The organism is Peribacillus simplex, from assembly GCF_001578185.1.
Taxonomy (GTDB): Bacteria; Bacillota; Bacilli; order Bacillales; family DSM-1321; genus Peribacillus; species Peribacillus simplex_A.
The window spans coordinates 1975933-1995327 of the sequence record NZ_CP011008.1 but is presented as its reverse complement, the minus strand read 5'-3'; the positions used below and the strand labels follow the sequence as shown (position 1 = coordinate 1995327).

The 19395-nt window shown below is 38.9% G+C and carries 18 protein-coding genes and 1 pseudogene; 8 read left to right on the top strand and 11 right to left on the bottom strand.

What is annotated here, in order from left to right:
- Positions 1 to 103 precede the first annotated feature (103 nt).
- The 3 genes from UP17_RS09410 to UP17_RS29500 all read left to right on the top strand — a co-directional run bounded on the left by UP17_RS09410 (position 104) and on the right by UP17_RS29500 (position 3624).
- Positions 104 to 1738: an acetolactate synthase large subunit gene (locus UP17_RS09410; protein WP_061462749.1), complete on the top strand. Its 1635-nt coding sequence runs from the start codon at positions 104 to 106 to the stop codon at positions 1736 to 1738.
- A gap of 26 nt (positions 1739 to 1764) precedes the next feature.
- Positions 1765 to 3198: an aldehyde dehydrogenase family protein gene (locus tag UP17_RS09405; RefSeq protein ID WP_061462747.1), complete on the top strand. Its 1434-nt coding sequence runs from the start codon at positions 1765 to 1767 to the stop codon at positions 3196 to 3198.
- Positions 3199 to 3510: 312 nt separating this feature from the next.
- A complete protein-coding gene (locus tag UP17_RS29500) occupies positions 3511 to 3624 on the top strand; it encodes a DUF554 family protein (RefSeq protein ID WP_430153247.1) in 114 nt (37 codons plus the stop codon).
- A 352-nt stretch (positions 3625 to 3976) separates the two neighbouring features.
- Here the strand turns inward: UP17_RS29500 and UP17_RS09400 are convergent, their stop codons facing one another.
- Entirely contained in the window at positions 3977 to 4567 is a 591-nt protein-coding gene (locus tag UP17_RS09400; protein WP_061462745.1) for a hypothetical protein, read from the bottom strand.
- Between the two features lie 1103 nt (positions 4568 to 5670).
- Here UP17_RS09400 and UP17_RS09395 point away from each other — a divergent pair.
- From UP17_RS09395 to UP17_RS09390, 3 genes and pseudogenes are all read left to right on the top strand, one after another.
- Entirely contained in the window at positions 5671 to 6417 is a 747-nt protein-coding gene (locus UP17_RS09395; protein WP_061462743.1) for a hypothetical protein, read from the top strand.
- 57 nt (positions 6418 to 6474) lie between these two features.
- Positions 6475 to 6697: pseudogene (locus UP17_RS28690) on the top strand (glutamate synthase); the annotation flags it as partial.
- A 667-nt stretch (positions 6698 to 7364) separates the two neighbouring features.
- Entirely contained in the window at positions 7365 to 7772 is a 408-nt protein-coding gene (locus tag UP17_RS09390) for an Hsp20/alpha crystallin family protein (protein ID WP_061462741.1), read from the top strand.
- A gap of 71 nt (positions 7773 to 7843) precedes the next feature.
- Here the strand turns inward: UP17_RS09390 and UP17_RS09385 are convergent, their stop codons facing one another.
- The 6 genes from UP17_RS09385 to UP17_RS09355 form a co-directional block, all read right to left on the bottom strand.
- Positions 7844 to 10975 carry an AAA family ATPase gene (locus UP17_RS09385; protein WP_061462739.1) on the bottom strand — a complete coding sequence of 1044 codons (3132 nt, stop codon included), beginning with the start codon at positions 10973 to 10975 and terminating at the stop codon, positions 7844 to 7846.
- Complete coding sequence (locus tag UP17_RS09380; protein WP_061462737.1) at positions 10972 to 12117, bottom strand: exonuclease SbcCD subunit D; 1146 nt, start codon at positions 12115 to 12117, stop codon at positions 10972 to 10974. The genes UP17_RS09385 and UP17_RS09380 overlap by 4 nt, the downstream gene beginning before the upstream one ends.
- Before the next feature lie 163 nt (positions 12118 to 12280).
- Positions 12281 to 12709 carry a DUF2621 domain-containing protein gene (locus UP17_RS09375; RefSeq protein WP_061462735.1) on the bottom strand — a complete coding sequence of 143 codons (429 nt, stop codon included), beginning with the start codon at positions 12707 to 12709 and terminating at the stop codon, positions 12281 to 12283.
- Positions 12710 to 12789: 80 nt separating this feature from the next.
- Positions 12790 to 13095 carry a DUF3219 family protein gene (locus UP17_RS09370; protein WP_061462734.1) on the bottom strand — a complete coding sequence of 102 codons (306 nt, stop codon included), beginning with the start codon at positions 13093 to 13095 and terminating at the stop codon, positions 12790 to 12792.
- Positions 13096 to 13249: 154 nt separating this feature from the next.
- The gene (locus tag UP17_RS09365) at positions 13250 to 13726 is read right to left on the bottom strand and encodes a CcdC family protein (RefSeq protein ID WP_061462732.1); all 477 of its coding nucleotides are present in this window, start codon (positions 13724 to 13726) and stop codon (positions 13250 to 13252) included.
- Positions 13727 to 14111: 385 nt separating this feature from the next.
- Positions 14112 to 14819, bottom strand: a complete 708-nt coding sequence (locus UP17_RS09355; protein ID WP_061462728.1) for a cytochrome c biogenesis protein CcdA — start codon at positions 14817 to 14819, stop codon at positions 14112 to 14114.
- Positions 14820 to 15083: 264 nt separating this feature from the next.
- Between UP17_RS09355 and UP17_RS26305 the strand changes: the two genes are divergently transcribed.
- Positions 15084 to 15257 (top strand): aspartyl-phosphate phosphatase Spo0E family protein, encoded by a 174-nt coding sequence (locus UP17_RS26305; protein WP_081108774.1) that lies wholly within the window; start codon positions 15084 to 15086, stop codon positions 15255 to 15257.
- Between the two features lie 897 nt (positions 15258 to 16154).
- Positions 16155 to 16553, top strand: a complete 399-nt coding sequence (locus UP17_RS09350) for a DoxX family protein (RefSeq protein ID WP_061462723.1) — start codon at positions 16155 to 16157, stop codon at positions 16551 to 16553.
- Positions 16554 to 16809: 256 nt separating this feature from the next.
- Here UP17_RS09350 and UP17_RS09345 read toward each other — a convergent pair whose 3' ends face one another.
- The 4 genes from UP17_RS09345 to UP17_RS09330 all read right to left on the bottom strand — a co-directional run bounded on the left by UP17_RS09345 (position 16810) and on the right by UP17_RS09330 (position 19273).
- Positions 16810 to 17934, bottom strand: coding sequence for an NADH-dependent flavin oxidoreductase (locus UP17_RS09345; RefSeq protein ID WP_061462721.1), 1125 nt, complete (start codon positions 17932 to 17934; stop codon positions 16810 to 16812).
- Positions 17935 to 18013: 79 nt separating this feature from the next.
- A complete protein-coding gene (trxA, locus tag UP17_RS09340; protein WP_061462719.1) occupies positions 18014 to 18328 on the bottom strand; it encodes a thioredoxin in 315 nt (104 codons plus the stop codon).
- A 47-nt stretch (positions 18329 to 18375) separates the two neighbouring features.
- Positions 18376 to 18762, bottom strand: a complete 387-nt coding sequence (locus UP17_RS09335; RefSeq protein ID WP_061462718.1) for an IDEAL domain-containing protein — start codon at positions 18760 to 18762, stop codon at positions 18376 to 18378.
- Positions 18763 to 18853: 91 nt separating this feature from the next.
- Entirely contained in the window at positions 18854 to 19273 is a 420-nt protein-coding gene (locus UP17_RS09330) for an RrF2 family transcriptional regulator (protein ID WP_061466045.1), read from the bottom strand.
- Positions 19274 to 19395: the final 122 nt, after the last annotated feature.

The following is a 19395-nucleotide window of genomic DNA, read 5'->3' as shown; positions in this document are numbered from 1 at the left end:
TGGAGCGAATATTATTGAAAAGATTTTTAACACTCAATTACATAATTTCATGTAGGCAAAGCCAACATATAGGGAAGAAATCAATGGTCGAGGAGGGAATAGTATGAAGGCATCTGATTTGTTTATAAGATGTTTAGAGAATGAAGGTGTTCAGTATATTTTCGGGATACCTGGTGAGGAAAATACGGATCTTGTTGATTCTCTAATAAGCTCTGATATTAAATTTATCTTAGTCCACCATGAACAAGCTGCAGCATTTATGGCAGACATCTATGGGCGGCTAACTGGAAAGCCTGGCGTTTGTTTGAGTACATTGGGACCGGGTGCAACCAATTTATTAACAGGGATAGGAAGTGCTTATTTGGATTATTCCCCTGTTGTTGCGATTACTGGTCAGGCGGGGCTTGATCGAATTCATAAGGAGTCGCATCAATATGTGGACATTATTGGAGTTTTTAAGGAAGTAACGAAATGGAATCAACAAATTAAGGTGCCTCATACGATTCCGGAAATTATCCGTAAAGCATTTAAGACTGCAGTCATTGAAAAGCCGGGTGCTGTTCATATCGAGCTTCCGGAAGATGTGGCAATGATGGATACAGAAGGTGAGCCACTTCCGGTTACACCAATCCCTAGATCCAATCCAGCCGAAGAAGAAATCAAAAAAGCTGTAGAATTAATAAATCGCGCTAAAAAGCCTATTATTCTAGCTGGTAATGGCGTAATCCGCGATGGAGCTACGGAGTCCTTACGTAAATTTGCTGAGGAGAAACAAATTCCTGTTGTGAATTCGTTCATGGCCAAAGGAGTTTTACCTTCTAACCATCCGTTGACCCTTTTTACAGTAGGGATGCAAGCAAGGGATTATGTTCTATGCGGGTTTGATTTGGCCGATCTTATTATCACCGTCGGCTATGATTTCGTCGAATATTTGCCAAAGTATTGGAACGATGAGGCAATGAATCAGATTATTCATATTGATGCTCGACCGGCTGAGGTTGATGCTTATTACCCCGTTCAAGCTGAATTGGTCGGGAACGTAACAGAGTCACTTGAAGCATTGACCACTGATGTAGTTAAAAAAGAGCTTTGGCCAGAAGTGAAAAGATTAAGGTCTCAAATTATTGAAAAATTTCATTCTTCAGATAATGTATCAGGAAGCCCTATCATCCCTCAGCGGATTATCGCTGATTTGAAAAAGGCGGAAAAGGGAAATGCCATTGTCATTTCTGATGTTGGTGCACATAAATTATGGATGGCTCGGATGTATCAACCGGAAAAGCCTAATCACACTATCATTTCTAATGGCTTTGCATCGATGGGGATTGCCATTCCCGGTGCGATTGCGGCAAAACTGGCAAAACCTGATAAACCTGTCATTGCGGTTACAGGGGATGGCGGATTTCTAATGAATGGGGTTGAATTGGCAACTGCAAAACGTCTGGGCCTTGCCTTCGTGATAGTCATTTTCCATGATTCAAAATACGGCCTAATTGAGTGGAAGCAATTGAATAAATTTGATCGTACGAATGCGATTGAATTTACCGACCCAGACTTTTTAAGCTTCGCAAAAAGTTTTGGTGTTAAAGGAGTGAAAGTAACCCATTCCGATGAATTGCTTCATGCATTAGAAGAAGCGATTTCGAGTCAGGAAATTGTCTTGATTGATGTGGATGTCGATTATTCGGAAAATGTAAAGCTCTCGAAAACACTGGGTGATTATATTTGTAAATTATAAAACATGTAGTATTGGAGGAATGTCAGATGAAGAAAAAGTGGCAATTGTGGATCGGTGGTAAATGGCGGGAAGCTAAATCGTATGAGCCGTTATTTAATCCCCATTCAAATGAAGAAATTGCACAAATCGGACAGGCTGAGCCTGCGGATGCCATTGAAGCAATAGTTGAGGCAAATGCCGCTTTTCAGAAATACCGATCCTTCCCGGCGCATGCTCGAGCCGAAATTTTAATGAAAGCTGCAGCAATCATGGAAGAACGCAGTGAAGAACTTGCGAAAATCGTTTCTCTAGAGGCGGCGAAAACGATTCGAAATGCTCGTGAGGAAATGAATCGTACGGTTCAGACCTATCGTTTTGCTGCAGAAGCGGCAAAGAACAATTATGGAGAACAAATTCCGATGGATGCTGCACAGGGTGGGGTAAACCGTTTTGGCTTTACAATTCATACCCCTATTGGCGTGGTAACGGCGATTACCCCATTTAACTTTCCATTTAATCTTGTCGCCCATAAAGTTGGTCCAGCTATTGCGGCTGGTAATTCGATCGTGTTAAAACCTGCCGAACAAACCCCTTTGAGTGCACTGGTTCTTGCCGATATCTTTCAAGAAGCAGGGCTGCCGGAGGGAGTTTTGAACATCATTCCGGGTAAGGGAGATGTTTTAAGTGAAGCGTTGACGACCCATCCACATGTAAAAAAAGTGACTTTCACAGGCAGTGTAGAGGTCGGACACCTTATCCAGCAGCAGGCAGGCTTCCGTAAGCTTACCCTTGAACTCGGATCCAATTCGCCTTTCATCATTGATGAAGGAGTCGACATCGATAAAATTATTCAACGAAGTGTGATGGGTTCATTTACGAATAATGGGCAGGTGTGTATCTCGATCCAAAGAATTTATGTCCACAAATCACTGTACCAACAATTTTTAGATCGATTCGTCAGTGCAACAAAACAGCTTGTCATCGGTTCCCCCTTGGAGGAAAATACAAATATTACAGCGGTTATTTCAAAAAAAGAATTGGAACGGTTACAAAGTTGGATAGACGAGGCAGTACAGGAAGGAGCAAAAATCGAGTGCGGCGGTACAGTGGAAGGCAATGTACTAGTGCCTACCGTCTTAACCAATGTAAATCGTGATTCAAAGGTATTTCGTTTCGAAGTATTTGGTCCAATCGTCTGTATTTTCCCATTCGAAACGCTGGATGATGCCATCAAGGATGCAAACGATTCACGTTACGGATTGAACTCAGGAGTGATGACACCAAGTATAGAACGTGCTTTCTATGCGGCAGAACGCTTGGAAACAGGTGGAGTCGTCATCAATGATATCCCAACTTATCGGATTGATAATATGCCTTATGGCGGCTGGAAGGACAGCGGTGTTGGTCGAGAAGGCGTCAAATATGCGATGAATGAGATGATGGAACAGAAGTTTATTAGCTTTAAAATAAGAGACGAATGATAGCAAGACCCTTTAGTGCTTATTTGTATCGGCACGAATCGCTCGACCGGAATTCAAGCGGGCATTTGTTGGTACAACTTGATAAGTCAACTTTCTCCATTTTCACTGTATGGAACCTAAGAAAATTCAATTTAGCTATAGTTTAAAATGAACTCCCTTATTTAGAAAACATAGGTCATTAAGTGAAAAATGGTTAAGAATGGCATAACAAAACCACCTTTCAGATGAATACTTGATTAAGGTGGTTTTGTATGCTTGATTATAGGAAATTCCTTGTCTTGACATGACTTTGAAGAGTAACGACTTTTTTCAATAATTGATGGTTTTACTAGCATGGTTTTAGCTAGTATTTTAGGTGTTGGCGTACCCTTTTCCGAAATACCTGTGTTTCTCTACCAGGTGAAATTACAATCTATCCAAATGTAATTAAACAACACTTGTCAGAACCTTTACTTGCAGAACTAACCCTACATGTGGAGCACCCAACTTTGTTATTGGTGAAGATAAGTAAGCAAATTCGTGTAGCTTTTTAAGATTATTACCCAAAGTCTAATTACCCAAGCCTTCTTTGACCACCACTTCCTTGTGAAAACTTCAATTTAAATATTCTAGCGAGGTCTTTACCTAAATATATTATAATTTGTTTAATTTAATACCCATTAATATGCTCGCGGTGAAATGGTTCAAATAGGTTAAATTTGTAAATGAAATTTCTATTATTCACATTGGGATTAATGAATTTGGATTCTCAAAAAATACTGCCATTTGCAGCCATTATTTATCTATCATTTGCCCTTGGATAAACTAACCTTCGCAGAAAAGGGCTTATGAGATCCATGGTGAATAGACCGTAATCAATGACAACCATTTCATTATTCTCATTAAATCCGACATTATCTAAACGCAAATCTATTGGAATGATACTGTACCTCAGGAATTTCAATTCCAACTTGATCAGTTTCGTATATTCCATGATTGACACTTTCGTGTCCACCTTCTTCATGATAATCCAGCCCAGCCCATACTCCTTAACCGGACATAGATACTTTTTGACTTCCTTATTACAGTTATTATATATATAGGCCTCATTTGCATTGCTTATTAAGCCTACTTCTGATAATGCAATTTTTAATATATAGCCATTATTTAAATCATAGACAACTCGGTTTAAACCATACCCAATCATTTTATACTTGAATTTTAGCGTTTTACTAGCAGTAGACACTATTTGTCTTGCGGTTTTATAAAATTGGTATGTCCACATTTGAGATACCCAAGACTCAATGGCTTTTATCTCTTGCTGGGACAGCAGCAGTTTACTTTTATTCGGCTGATGTATCCTTTCCTTACCATTGTTAATTGGCCACATTCCATATGCGTCTCCTTTTTTAAAAAATTTGTGACTAGTGAGATGGATTTCCAGATAGATGAAAAAACAAGTACATAGAAGAATCAATAATAAACAAAGGCTGTTTTCACATACTTTGTTGCTATTTACCAGGTAGTGAGTGGTTGATTTCCCCTCCAGATGCTCGCTTGCCGCGGGGCGGGCGGTGAGAACGCCTGTGGGGTCTCACCTGTCCCGCTGCTCCCGCAGGAGTCTCGCACTTCCGCTCCAATCAACCTTAAATAGTTTCGTTTTAAAAACAACAATCTTTACGAAAAGAGCCTAAACAAAAGATTTAGTTCTGGCTGTTTATATTGGAAACTAAAGCAAAAATTAAATCCAGGAAGTAAAGACCTTTCTATTTGTTCGTTCCTAAGCCATTTTCATCATCCATTGATCCATTACCTAGCATGTCCTCAGTTTCTTAGGATTTTCCCTTGTAATATGATATGACTTTAATATAAAATCGCTTGTACTATAGCTGAGAAATCTCGCGAAAACACACCAAAGGATGGTGATGGAGAGATCAAGGCAGAAAGACCATGGTACCCCAGATGAATTGCCACGGCTTTTTTCTTTTTTCCCACCAGATTATGTTGTGCGAGACCATCTTGACGTCAGATGCCCTGGAATCCGGATTCCTCCAAAAAAAACGCCTAAATTCGCTGACGGCACAAGAAGAATAGTTCCTGATCGGCAAGTTTACGCATAGATTAATAAAGCCGTTGCTCATGAAGACTGTTGCTTCCGCTAAGAGGATGGCCCGTTATGTCCCCTACATATCTCAAAAAGCCCCTTGTTGGTTTTTCTCTCCTTTTTACATTGTTTTCGCTTTTGATAAAAAGATATAACGCCCCAGTAGTCTAATTAAAGAACAATGCCTTAATAAAAAGAGAAATAATTATATTGCAACATGAATGCAGTTAACTTTTTATGCAAACTCAAACTATGTCGATTTTCGGCAACAAGATGGGTACTCTTCCTTCATTTGCGAAAAAAAGGTATATTATAGTTTATGACATCGATAGTTTAAGGAGTGATGAAATATTCGTAAAAGATGGACCATTTCAATAATTGCTGGATTATTGCTTATTTTTTCAAGTGTTATAGCCTTCAATTATTTCGGCAGCGATAATAAGACCGAAAAACGGAAAAATGCAGAAGCCAAGGAGTCCAAAATTCCTGAGGTACAGGAATATGGCGGGACCCATCTTGAAAGAGTCGGCGATAAGGTCCGCCAAAAAGATTGGGGAACACTCACATTACTAGAAACGAAGTCTATAAATGAGTCATTTGAATTGGCTCCAATGGCCATCACAATCAAGGATATCCGCATGATTCAATTTTCTTCACTCACAGATGAAGTAAAGGAGGAGCTCAAATCCTATACGGGATTGAGTTTTGAAGAAGCCTATTCGATATACTATAAAGAGAATTTAACCATGGAGGAAATCGATCAGCAGTCTGCCTGGTCTAAAACGGATATTGGCAAAGAGGTAACTTATCTTGAAATAACTTATTCTGTGGAAAATAAAGGTCCCAAGGAACTGCAGTTCTTCAGCATGGAACATGTTACTTTCAATGATGACCTTACATATAATGTGCCTTCTAAAAATTTCATCCACTCCGGGGATACTTTTATGGGGACAAAAAAAGTAAGTCGATTAGATTACCAACCAGGAGAAACAAGAAAAGGCACAATTGGCTTATTAGTCGATTCCGAAGAAAAAATCGACGGGCTCAAGTCCTTTTCATTCACTACCGACGATATAGCAGATGGTGAGTCTCACGAATTAGTGGTGGATGGGACTTCATTTGATGTTCACCTATAAGGAAAGTAGTTTTATCGAGAGAACACGAATACTTGCAGCGGGATTGGGGGACGAATCATATTGGAGAAAGCAATAATTATCGGAGGAAGCATCGCAGGGAAACAGCTGCCAAGCCCTATCACATACTTTTCGAGAATTAATCATCTTGGAAGCAGGTGAAAGATGGACGGAAAAAGCCGCTAGGCAAAAGAGTGCCATAAGCTACCATCCTCATGTTTTATTAAAAGGAGGAGAAGCAGCAATTGAGAAATTGTTTCCACACTTCTTTGATCGATTAATAGCGCCCCCCTCCACCTTTTTCACCCTAAAGTAAGGTTTTCTATTTTGACCAATCAGAAGAAAAAGAGTAAGAAGTCGACATCCTATGAAAAGCTAATCTACAAATATCGTGATCTCTTTCAATCAATAAATGCAAGCAATCGGGCGCTTTAAAGAGGTCTTTTTGGATTATGGCGCCTTTACAGCAACAACGGCAAATTCCACTGTTTCGGGAAGTGATAAGAGGGCGTATTTTCTTCATTAAGATTCCAATACGAGGCGGCGGTGAGTTATTTAAAAATTACATTCCTTATGATATTCATAACTGTACTAACAAGGATTGAGCTTGTTCATTTCGACAGCAGTAAAGCCTAGTTTTGAATTAAGATGGAGGTGACGCGTTATAGATCAAAATGATCATGTAAATAAAGAGATGACCAACTCTTTTAGAATTGGTCATCTCTGTTAGCTTCCTTCTACTTTATGATTCCCGTTAATACACACACAGCCCTCGTTCCTGTGCTTTGGTTACTTTTTCTAAAAATCGTTGGATACTTTTTATACATTTATATTCCTGAATTTTTTGAACCACGTTTTCCTGTATCTTTCAATCATCCATTTTCACTTTATCAATCACCACATTCATAATTCAACATATAATACAACAAAGGAAAACCGGGGGTATCAACATGCAAGACAATCAACATGGATTGCAAATGAATGAGGTTGAAAAGTTTGATGAATGGGTAAAAAAGTTTTTTCTGGATCCGGAAACTTGTGCGTTGGATCATCAACTTTTTTCAATTGATATATACGAAAGTGACGATGAGTATATGGTGGAAGCGGTTTTGGAAAATCATGATGTGAAAGATATTAAAGTTTGTTTACGTGATAATGAGCTATCGATCATCGTTGATGATACTCATAAGCCATTACTTGAAAAAAAAGCGGATACAATACCCACACAGAGAAAAATCCCTTTCCCCTTTTCGATTTGCTCACGAAGAATTACCGCTGAATTCTCAAATCCAATATTGGTGATTCGTATCCATAAGTTTTCCCCCGGAAAAACAGCTGATGATATTAACATAGAGTAGTTCATTCCTAAAAATTAAAAAGAATGGCATGGGAGCCACTTTCACTCCTTAGCCATTCTTTTTTTCTTGATTTATCCAGCAAAATAGAAGGACGTACGACTCCCTTTTTGTGTCGAGATGACTTGGAGCTGGGCATCTATTCTTTCTTTTAATTCTGGAACATGAGAAATTAACCCGACTAATCTCCCGGTGCTTTGTATATCCATTAATGCTTCAATCGCATGATCAAGAGATTCAGGGTCGAGGGTACCGAAACCTTCATCGATGAACATCGTTTCGAGTGAGATCCCGCCTGCATTCTGCTGGACGACATCCGCAAGACCCAAAGCAAGTGCAAGGGATGCCTTAAAGCTCTCTCCTCCCGAAAGGGTTTTGACATGCCTCTCCTGTCCTGTATATTGGTCATACACGGATAACTCCAGACCGCTCTGGATATTCCTGCGTGTAGGATCCAGCTTTCGCAGAAGCTGATATCTGCCGCTTGTCATTTTCAGTAATCTTGAATTGGCTTCTTTTAGGATATCATCCAAAAAGGCTGCCAATACATACCGTTCAAAAGTTATTTTGAAGGAGTTTTGACCTTTGGAAATCTCAGACAGATGACCGACGATACTGTACCTTTCATCCAGACTTTTCTGATCTTCCCTGATATGCGCCAATTTCCTTTCGATTTCTGCATTAGTCCTTTTTTCGGCATGTAATTCATTCTGATTTTGGCGTAGCGACTCCAATTCTGCATCTATGAAATCAAATGTCTTTTTCAATCCTTCAAGGTCCGGTTTGACTACATCTTTTAACTTCATTTCCAAATCATGAAACAGACTTAAAACACTTTGCCAATTTTGATTATACTGCAGCACTTGGTCCTCTAAACTCCCAAGAGCCGCTTCCGACTTTTTGGCTGCTGTATATTCTTTATAATTGGAAAAGCCTTGATTGGTCATATCCGTAATTAACTTTTCCCGTTCCTCTTTCAATTCTTGATTTAATGCCTCTATATTTCCACTTAGGGATTCTTTTTTTGCATTGATTGCCGATTCTTTTTCTTTCACCATTTGAAGGTTTTTTTGTGCATCTTCCAAAGCAATTTGTAAGCGTTTGTGCGTTTTTACAGCCATTTGGAAGGCTGCATTATATTCTTCCTCTGTCCGTATACCGTCTGGCAGGGAATCGGTTAATCCTGTCAGTTTTGTCGAGTTTTCAATATACCTGGTTTTCCCTTGGTCCTCTTTTATTTCTAAAGAAGCAAGATTCTCCTTTAACTGGGATGCTTTCGCTTTTAATTCCAGCAACCTGCTTTCAAGATCATTAAATAATGACTTTTTCCGTACCAATTCTTTTAACTGCTCTTGCAGCACTTTTCCTTTTTGTATAAACAGTTTCAAATGATCATCAATGTCTTCAAACCTAAACTCCGGCATGTCATTTTGTAAGTCCATCATCTTTTCCTTTGAAGACTCGGCCAGTGCATCATACTTTGATTTTGCTTGGTAATATTCACTTTCGGCTTGGCTTTTTTGTTGTTCTGCAGTTTTCAGCCTGTTTTCTTGCTCTTTCAGTTCCATATCCGTTGGCATATCCTCATGCAATTGCGCTGGTTTTGGATGACTTAGCGAACCGCACACAGGACAATTTTCCCCTGAGTGCAGCATGGACGCAAGCATACCCGCTTGGCCTGATCGCCAGTTTTGATTCAGGGCTTCCAGTTTTTCCTTTTCCTGACTCTGAATTCTTTGAATCTCTTTGAACCGAATATTCTTTTCTTCCAGAACCCGCTTCGTATTCTGAACTTCGGAAAGAACTTCTTGAAGCTTTTTTATTTTCATTAACGATTGATCATTTCTTTCCGCTTCGATTTCCTTTTCACGATGAAGAACCGCCGCTTTTTCCGCTTCTGTTTTTTCATGAGTGACTCTCTCTGCTTCCTCTTCGATTGCCAGATGTTCCGAAACATTTTTTTCTCGAAGTCCTTTACTAGTTCGCCACTCTTTTTCATCTAACGTAACTTGTGCTTTTAAGCTTGCAAAAGTCATGACAGCCTCTTTTACCTGCTCAAGCTGATGAACATTCCGTACGGCCTGCTCCCTCTGGTTTTCCTTCAACATTTCCTGTTCATAGGAATCCTGCTTCTCAATGCGTTCAGCCTGTAATTTCTCGGCCTGTACACTTAATTTTTGAAGTTCAGCATTCGCATCTTGGACTTGTTTGCCAATTCGCAAATAATATTGTTCCTGCTTTTCAAGCGAAGCCGCTTTATGTGCCATTTTAATTTGGTCTTTCACGAGTTCCATTTCAGGCTGCTTTGCTTCAAGGTTCTCCTTTTCTTTTCGAAGTTTTTCTTTTTCCGATAATCTATTGATTAAATCAACCGCTTTTGAAAGCTCTTGATTTACTTGATCACGAGCTTTTTGCTTTTCCTGTATTTGTTTATTTACATCCTCATTTTTTTCTGCCGCTGCCAAAATGACTTCCTGTAACAGCGGTAAGATCAGCTGTTCGTTAGGCACTTCCGCTTCCAATTGTGCCTGCAATTCTACATGATTACCAGGCTGGATGCCTTTCATTAATTCAATTCTCCTCTGAGCGCTTTTTTCACTTTGCTTTCTAAGGATGGAAGCCTCTTCTTTTAATTTTTCTTCGATTCGTTTATAAAGTTCAGTATGAAATAATTTTTGGAGAATCTGTTCTTTATCTTTGCTGTCGGAAGTTAACAGTTTTCGGAATTCATTTTGTGGAATCATCAGGATTTGCCGGAATTGATTGGCATCAAGTCCAATGAGTAATTTGATTTTTTCCTCAACCTCACGCACATTCGCACCAAGCAATTTTTTTCCTTCAGCCAATATCTCATATAATTCAGCCTTTGCTCCAACCGTTGTCGTTCCTTCTCCTGCTTTTTTCTTTCGTTCCTGCTGCGGTGACCGGGTCACCCAATACGTTTTCCCACGCAGGGTAAATTGCAGCGAGACTTCCGTCATCACATCATCTTCGGCAAACTGACTTCGTAAATCTTGCCCGCTTCGGTCTTCACCACTGGCTTTTCCATAAATCGCAAAACTGATCCCATCAAATATCGTTGTTTTCCCTGCGCCTGTCTTTCCAGAGATGACAAACATGGTCCGTTCTCCAAGGGAATTAAAATCGATGGTTTCCCTCCCTGCATATGGTCCGAATGCCTGCATCGTTAAAATATGGGGTCTCATTTCAAAGCCTCCTCTTTCTTCACGGCTTCAATTACCGAAACCATCAAATCTTGCTTTTGAGAATCAAAGTCCCGATCTGTCATTTCTTGATAAAACGTTTCGAACAAGTCCAATTCTGATTTCCGTTCATCTTTTACAGAAGAGAAGGATTTTTTTCTTCTAAGGTCGGTCAAATCCCATTTTCGTTCCAGATGAAGTACATTCGGGTAAATCTGGCGCAAACGATTAATCGGATCGATGAGTGACCCCTCGTCATTTAATGTTATTTTCAAGTAGTCATCCTTTTTTTGCAATTGATAAAAAGCGGGATCTAGTAACTCTTCCATCGTTCCGAATATTTCCCTCATATCCAGCTTAGGCGCCAAAGATCGATAGCGTATATCGAAGCTACCATCTTCTTGCATATCGACAATGGAAAGCGACTTATTTTGCTTGGCCTCAGAAAAAGAGTATTTTAATAGTGATCCAGAGTAAAACACCTTAGGATGACGTATCGCGTCAGGACTATGTAAATGTCCAAGTGCCGTATAATCGAACGCATCGAATAAGTCTGATGAAACACATCCGGAACCACCTACTGACAAAACTCGCTCTGAATCGCTCGTTTTTCCGCCTAATACAAAAGCATGTCCTACGAAGACATTCGGTTCATCCTTATTGAAAGTCTCTGCAATCATTCCTGTTATCCGCTTCATCGCTTCTTGATGGGAATGGATACTTTCATCTTCAAAAAGATGGCGAACCGTTCCAGGTTCTGCATATGGAACACAATAAAAATTCACTCCCTTAATGCGAACCGGCTCGAATGTTTTTGTCAATTTCCCATGAATGTACAACTGACTATGACGATACCATGATGAACCGAATGCAAGCCTTTCCGCGGAATCATGGTTTCCCGATATTGCAACGATTGGTGTATTCATTTTCACATTAATCGTATAAAGGATTTCATCAAGAAGCTCCACAGCTTCAGTCGGTGGAACCGAACGATCATAAAGATCACCGGCAATCACAACCGCATCAGGTTTTTCTTCTTCGACAATTTCTATGAATTGCAAAAGGGCATGCCTTTGGTCATCTGTCATATGTACCCCGTGAACGATTTTACCTAAATGCCAATCAGCCGTATGGATAAATTTCATAGTTTCACTCCGTCCTCATTTTTACATACTATTATTATATCAAAAATTTAACGAATAGCATGGCTTGGGTACAAACGTTCTAATTATTACCACACTGTCCCATTCTTTTTAATTATTCAGAATAAAAAAAAGGCAAACTCAAAAGAGTCTACCCTTTTCATCATTAGCTGAATAAGTGTTCATATGGACCCATATTCACCTTTCTTTCAGCTAATTTTTTTTGTAAAAATTTATGGTCACGTTTTGGTGTGGCAATGATATAGCCGCGTATCACTAGTTCTTCCGTAATATCGTCCGCTTTTTCCTTTAACGCCAACTCTCCGATTTTCCCCGCAATTTTATGGCGTGCTACATCACGAAAAAGTTCCGGTACAGGGCTCACTAAATCTTCGAGTAATTCCTTTTGTTGATTTGACCATAAGTGCTTTGTTTGGTCCAAATAGTATTCTTCCCAATCCATATCGGATTTCCCGTCTTCTTTGGGGAATCTTTTCAGGAACTTTCGAAACATGAAAAAGCCACCTATGCTCATCAATATAATTAAAAGGGCTACCCAAAATAAAATAAACCATAAAAACCATCCACTAAGCAAAGTACCACCTCATATGTATAGAATGATCGTCACTATTATTATAGACAGTAACCCATATCTTTACAAGACTGGCAATGTAATCATTCCGGATCGTTCACTTCCAGCAAGACCAGTGAAAAATCCCCTACGGCATTTTCTTCATAAAGATTCGTTACCGAAGTCGCATAGTTAAAGATCTCTGCTCGAAATTCCTCGTTTGACTGAGGAATCTTTAGATCAAATACCATTTGATAAAGCAGTGTTGTAATATCATGATATTCACTATTTGTAACCTTGAAATTAAAACTGACTTTTCTGATTTCTCTACCTTCAGAATCCTTTACATTTTCAGTAAGAAAATCAGTAACATGCAGTGGAACATCATTTAAAATGACCTCATCTACCATTTTATCAACATCTCCTTTAAATGTGGTTAAAGCCATGTTATCACTAGGGTTCTTCCAGCGCCAATGATTCAGCCTTAAAAAGCTCAAAAAACCTGAGTCATTATGATATCGACTCAGGTTTCCTGGATTATCCCTTTGATCCTATTTACATGTATCACACCATATTACTTCCACTTAAACTGGCAGCTTTGACTTTTTTGTATTGGTATAGCATGGCAATTCTCCATGGAACGATCATAGCAAATGCAAGTAAGAAAAACATACCACTCAAGACGCCGACTTCAATCGTGCTTCCCAGCATCAGTTTCGCCACTAGCCGTATCACCATGAGACCAATCAATATGAATATAAACGCTTTAGAGCGCAGGATATAAATTTTTTCATCTCTAACTTCGAATTTGGATGTTTTAATCAATAGGATGGAAAACAACATCCCTGCAACAAGAGCCTCCAATAATTCGTATCGAGTGACCCGGAACATTGGAAAAATAAACATCAAAGCACCCGAACTCATAAACAGCGGCGGTAAGATGATTTTCTTTTCGTTCACTGGTTTTTTTGTTTCTTTCATCCGTAACATGAAAACACCCATAGCCATCACAATCGCTATACCTGTTGATAAATATATCATCAAACCATCCCTTTTAATTAAAAATAGGTAAGTACCATTAAAAATTATATATGACTTCAATTAATAAACAAAGTATATATTACCTATTTGAGATAAACAAGGAGCGTGTTTTTAATTTAGCGACCTATTGATGGCATTTTATACCCTGCTCTCGACAAAAGGCTTGACGATAAAAGTCTTTCGCCCAAGCTTCAACACCATTTTTCTGCTGACCCATCGAGAATATAATTATATCCTTTGCAGCCCAAATTTCCTTCTTAATTTCTTCATGATTGGCATGGTAATATCCATCGTCACCAGGCCGAATCAAATTTCGAACAGCACAATAAAACCTAATCAAGGAAACTCCCATTAGAATAATTTTGAAAAAATAACTTATTATGGACTAAAACCCCGTAAAGCCACCGAATAGTCTAGACAGGACTGCTATTATTTTGGTCATCCAATTAAAAAACAAAATCACACCCATTACAATCATTAAATATCCGCCAATCTTCATGATGTATTGGCTGTACTTTTTGATCCATTTCAATTTTCCGACAAAGAAGGATAATATGAAAAACGGGATGGCAAAGCCTAATATATAGGCAGTCATATAACTCATGGCAGCGCTAGAGTTAGTCGCACCCAAAGAGATGACAGCACCCAATAGTGGGCCAGCACAAGGCGTCCATCCAGCCGCAAAAGCAAGTCCGATAAGAATCGAACCTATATATCCGCTAGGTCGGTTTTTAAATTCAAAACGACTATCTTTCATCAAAGATTTCGGCTGAAAGATCCCTACAATGAATAATCCAAAAATAATAATCAGGATCGCACCAATCTGACGAATCAATTCTTTGTAATCCGAGAAAAAAGAACCTAAAAAGGTCGTACTAAAACCAATTGCAATAAAAACTAGAGAAAAACCAAGAAGGAAGAATAAAGTATGCAGCATACTTCTTCTTTGGAGCATGGCGTTCTCGGATTTGATTTCACCAACACTCATACCAGTGATATAAGATAAGAAGGCTGGATATAGCGGTAAGCAGCATGGCGAAATAAAACTCAAGAAGCCCGCCCCAAAAGCTAAAAACATATTAATATCATTCAAATGAGCTCACTCCTATGTATGTCAACCTATAAACATTGTAACAAATAAGATAAAAAAATACATTTATGGAACTGTGAATATTTCATGACAACTAAATGCCAAACATTTAAAAGAGAAGGGGGACACAGCTTAATTTTCATTAAGTTAACTTATTTGAATTCATTAGTCCGAGCCGATATAATTGTTATATTCATACAAATTTTACAACAGAACACATAAATAAAGGGTACCATGAAAAAATGTTGGGGCCAGAAAGGAAATATAATGGCTAAAAAGAATGAATTTCTCGAACAGATTGAATTAAAGAGAAATGAACTTATCAAGGTTGTCGCTAAAGATGGTTTAAACTCCCATGTTGCCGTTGAATATAGCCAGCAACTTGATCAATTATTAAATAAATATAATGAACTTTTTTATAAAACTGGTACAGGTTTTTAATCCCGTTCATCTCCCATTGATAACCACCCATGTTATTATATGATTTATTTTAACGGTCAATCTCTCCTTTTTCGATTCTTTCTCCATTCGAATACATAAGAATAACCTTTTCTTTCTATATAGAAAACAGGCAAACGCTACGTGCGTACTGCCTGTTTTTCATTTAAAAAGGATACACATTTCAACATTAACATCGTGTGTCGGTTCTAGTTTGTCACAACAAGAACAATAGGAAATCCAGCTAAGATGGAAGGACCAACCGGATTAATAGTCAAAAGACTTCCTACCTTAGTTCCACCCTTTAATATAAGGGAAACCAATCATATTGCAAATGTTCATTATTTAAGGCTCTTTTCGTAAAGATTGTTGTTTTTAAAACGAAACTATTTAGGTTGATTGGAGCGGAAGTGCGAGACTCCTGCGGGAGCAGCGGGACAGGTGAGACCCCACCGAGGAGGCTCACCGCCCGCACCAAGGAAAGCGAGCATCTAGAGGGGAAATCAACCACAACTCACTACCTAGTAAATAGCAACAAAGTATGTGAAAACAGCATTATTTAAACATCTTAAGTAATGAGCGGCATGTGTTCTTAAATAATTCCTTAATTGTACTTTCAGGTCGGCACCCTCGTAAATAAAATTGAATTCCATATACTTATCACGAGTAAAAGTGTGAAAATCACGAGTAATTACTTAAATCCCCCCTCCCTTTAATATAGAAACCTCATTCCCTTTTCCCCACAGCAATCATTCAAATGAAATGTTGACAAAACACTCAAATTACATTATCTTTAATTAGAGATATTTTAAATCGAGATAAAAACCCATGTTTTTTTTGAAATCAAATCTCGAATTAAAGATATCTATAATCAAAATAAAATTTCAGGAGGCATCATAAATGATTGGTATAGGTTTATTAGTTATACGTGTAGTAATCGGGTTATCGTTTGTTGGACATGGAGCTCAAAAATTATTTGGATGGTTTGGCGGTCATGGCTTGAAAGGTACAGGAGGCTGGTTTGACTCGATTGGGATGAAGCCAGGAGTTACGATGGCACTATTTGCTGGTCTTTCAGAGTTTATTGGAGGAGCTTTATTTGCTTTAGGTCTCCTTACACCCTTTGCAGGTATATTAATTGCGCTTACAATGCTCGTTGCGATCGTTAAAGTCCATGGAGCCAATGGCTACTGGGCAACTCAAAACGGTTATGAATATAATCTTGCTATTCTTGCAGTGGCGATTGGCGTTGCGATAACCGGAGCTGGACCATACTCACTTGATACCTTTATATTTTAAGATGAAAAATTATTCATTACGAAAACATGGAGTGGATTCGCCCTCACTCCGTTCCACAATTTGACCCTCATGAAAGCCTGTCATTCGATTTTTTATCAGACCATGCCGGCATCCTCTTTGCAGGGGAAGTGAATGTCAACAAAAAGAAGACCTGATCATCATTATGACTGGGTCTTCTTTTTGTTGTTCACTTTTTCCAAGTGTTATCGAATTCTTGTGACAAAATAGTATCGTTTAATTAATACGGAGACAACTCCTATTCAATCCCCGGGAACCATCCTGGAGAATGGATGATCGCTTGCCATAATGGATCTGGAATATCAAGTTGCTGCTGATTATCCTTGTTTATTTTTGTCACGATTTCAGTTTCCCTGCCTTGTTCCACTTTTTGTACCCACTCAGGGTCGATTATAAGTTCACGGCCCAATGCGATTAACGGAACCCCTGATTGCAGTGCTTTGATTGCATCATCCGCTGTATAGATGGACCCAACGCCGATGACAGGAACTTGATCTCCGACACGTTCTTTTATAATTTCTATCCGAGGTCGGTCAGCCTCGACTCCCCGTCTTGCTTTCGACCAGAAATCCATTAATGAAACATGGAGATAATCAATATTTTTTGATACAAGCCCATCAATCAATGCAAGTGTATCATCCATGGTGATTCCTGGTGTTTCAGGCTCCTCCGGTGAAAAGCGATATCCTACGATGAACGGATTTTTGGCATATTCAGCAACAGCCTTTTTCACTTCGTCCACAACCGCTAATGGGAAAGTCAGACGTTTTTCAAGCGATCCGCCCCACTTGTCTTCACGACGGTTTGAATGCGGTGAAAAGAATTGCTGGAGTAAATAACCATTGGCACCGTGAATTTCAACACCATCAAAACCAGCTTCAATCGCTCGTCGAGTGGTTTCACCAAAATCGAGAATGATCGATTCAATTTCTCTTTCAGTTAGTGGACGTGGAACAGGTTTCCCTTCGCCTTCCGACGGAATATTGCCTGCACTTACAACTTCACCATTTGGTACTAATTCCGGTGGAACCTCACGGCCGCCATGAAATATTTGTAGAATTGCTTTTGCACCTTTCGCTTTAATCGCAGAAGCCAAACGATGTAAACTAGGAATCATTTCATCCGTATCTCCGCCAAATTCACCATGAAAACCTTTACCATTGGCCGTCACGTATGTGCAAGCTGTTATAACCATGCCTACCCCGCCAGACCGACGTTCATAATAGTTAACTTCTGCATCGGTTACAGTCCCGTCAGGATTCGAAGAGAAATTTGTCATAGGCGCCATCACCAACCGATTTTTCACTTCCATCCCTTTTCCTAGATTGAACGAATCAAATAATGGTGTAAATTTAGAATTCATTTAGTAATCCTCCATTTTGTTACCAACCCTTTACAGGTATTGGTCGGTATAAGTCCTTTTTTTATTTAACACATACTACTCATGCATGCTTTTCAATCAATGCCGCAATCGCTTCTTTAGGCTGTAAGCCAATTGCTTGATCTACTTTTTCTCCATCTTTGAAAAGAATAAGGGCCGGAATTCCCATCACTCCATAATCACTTGTCGTAGCTGAATTTTCATCCACATTCAATTTTACGATCTTAACCCGATCACCCATTTCAACATCAATTTCATTAAGGATTGGGGCAATCATTTTACATGGTCCGCACCACGGTGCCCAAAAATCAACCAGTACTAAACCTTCCTTGATTTTACTAGCAAAATTATCATCTGTTACATGTTCTATTGTCATGATCATGGCCTCCTTGTATTATCCGATATATTATGGTTTTTGACTCATCATCTATTTAAATCGAGTTTCCCGATTCTATTTCCCGGGATAAGAAACTCGGATTTCCTGATATTTATTTTCGGATGGATTTTAATCGATTCCAATTTACCGGATAACTCCATAAACCATGTTTCATCCTTAGATAGTAAAGCCAAATCAATTAATGCCAAAAGATGACTTTCGTTACTGATTTCTAGATCAGGCAACTTTTCAGTCCATTTACTCGGAATCGAAATCGATTTCCCGACCGCTTTTTTATTGTCACTTTCCACCACATTCACTTTAACGATTTCTCGATTCGCGCTTACCGTTTCAATGTAACCATGGATAAGTTCGCCATCTCTTGATCTTCCCTGCACCCAATCCCCATTATTTAACTGATTATTTCCGGCCATTTTTAACACCCCTTTTATATTCTATTGTTATCAATTATTAACTGTAAAAATAAAATGTACAGTAAAGACAAAAGAAAAAACTAAATCAACATCACGGACATTGTTTAATTTTTTCCAAAAAAGTGCTGAGAGTAATATCTTCTAAATATTTTTCAAAATATAACTCAGCTTCATCGAATATTTGATCCATGACTACCTGGGTATTGGAAGATATGACACATTTTTTCTCCGGATTACCTGTACACCACTTTGGCTTCAAGGTTCCATGCGAGACCGTTATATAAATATCTGCCAAACTCACCTCTTCAGGGTTACAGTCCAGAATATAGCCTCCGCCCACACCTTCTTTAGTCTTAACAAATCCTTTATTCCGTAAGCAGCTCATCATTTTCCGAATCCTTGCCGAATTTGTACAAACGTTTTCTGCGATAGACTCACTGCTAGCCATATGATCTGGTAGATAAGCTAAATAGACCAAACTATGCACAGCTATTGTAAAATCACTATTCACTTTTTGCATCCTCCTCAAGGAGATTACTGTAATCTTAATATTTACAGTTGATAAAGTCAACACAAAAAACTCAACTTTTGTTGATATGTTTATAATCGCAATGAAATTTCCCTCTATCAAAA

Coding starts and splice junctions, on each gene's coding strand:
- UP17_RS09365 (WP_061462732.1), bottom strand. CDS start 13,726: ATGATATATTTATCAACAGGTATAGCGATTGTGATGGCTATGGGTGTT.
- UP17_RS09405 (WP_061462747.1), top strand. CDS start 1,765: ATGAAGAAAAAGTGGCAATTGTGGATCGGTGGTAAATGGCGGGAAGCT.
- UP17_RS09400 (WP_061462745.1), bottom strand. CDS start 4,567: ATGTGGCCAATTAACAATGGTAAGGAAAGGATACATCAGCCGAATAAA.
- UP17_RS09345 (WP_061462721.1), bottom strand. CDS start 17,934: ATGAATTCTAAATTTACACCATTATTTGATTCGTTCAATCTAGGAAAA.
- UP17_RS26305 (WP_081108774.1), top strand. CDS start 15,084: ATGGCTAAAAAGAATGAATTTCTCGAACAGATTGAATTAAAGAGAAAT.
- UP17_RS09385 (WP_061462739.1), bottom strand. CDS start 10,975: ATGAGACCCCATATTTTAACGATGCAGGCATTCGGACCATATGCAGGG.
- UP17_RS09370 (WP_061462734.1), bottom strand. CDS start 13,095: ATGGTAGATGAGGTCATTTTAAATGATGTTCCACTGCATGTTACTGAT.
- UP17_RS09335 (WP_061462718.1), bottom strand. CDS start 18,762: ATGGCCGGAAATAATCAGTTAAATAATGGGGATTGGGTGCAGGGAAGA.
- UP17_RS09390 (WP_061462741.1), top strand. CDS start 7,365: ATGCAAGACAATCAACATGGATTGCAAATGAATGAGGTTGAAAAGTTT.
- UP17_RS09380 (WP_061462737.1), bottom strand. CDS start 12,117: ATGAAATTTATCCATACGGCTGATTGGCATTTAGGTAAAATCGTTCAC.
- UP17_RS09350 (WP_061462723.1), top strand. CDS start 16,155: ATGATTGGTATAGGTTTATTAGTTATACGTGTAGTAATCGGGTTATCG.
- trxA (WP_061462719.1), bottom strand. CDS start 18,328: ATGACAATAGAACATGTAACAGATGATAATTTTGCTAGTAAAATCAAG.
- UP17_RS09410 (WP_061462749.1), top strand. CDS start 104: ATGAAGGCATCTGATTTGTTTATAAGATGTTTAGAGAATGAAGGTGTT.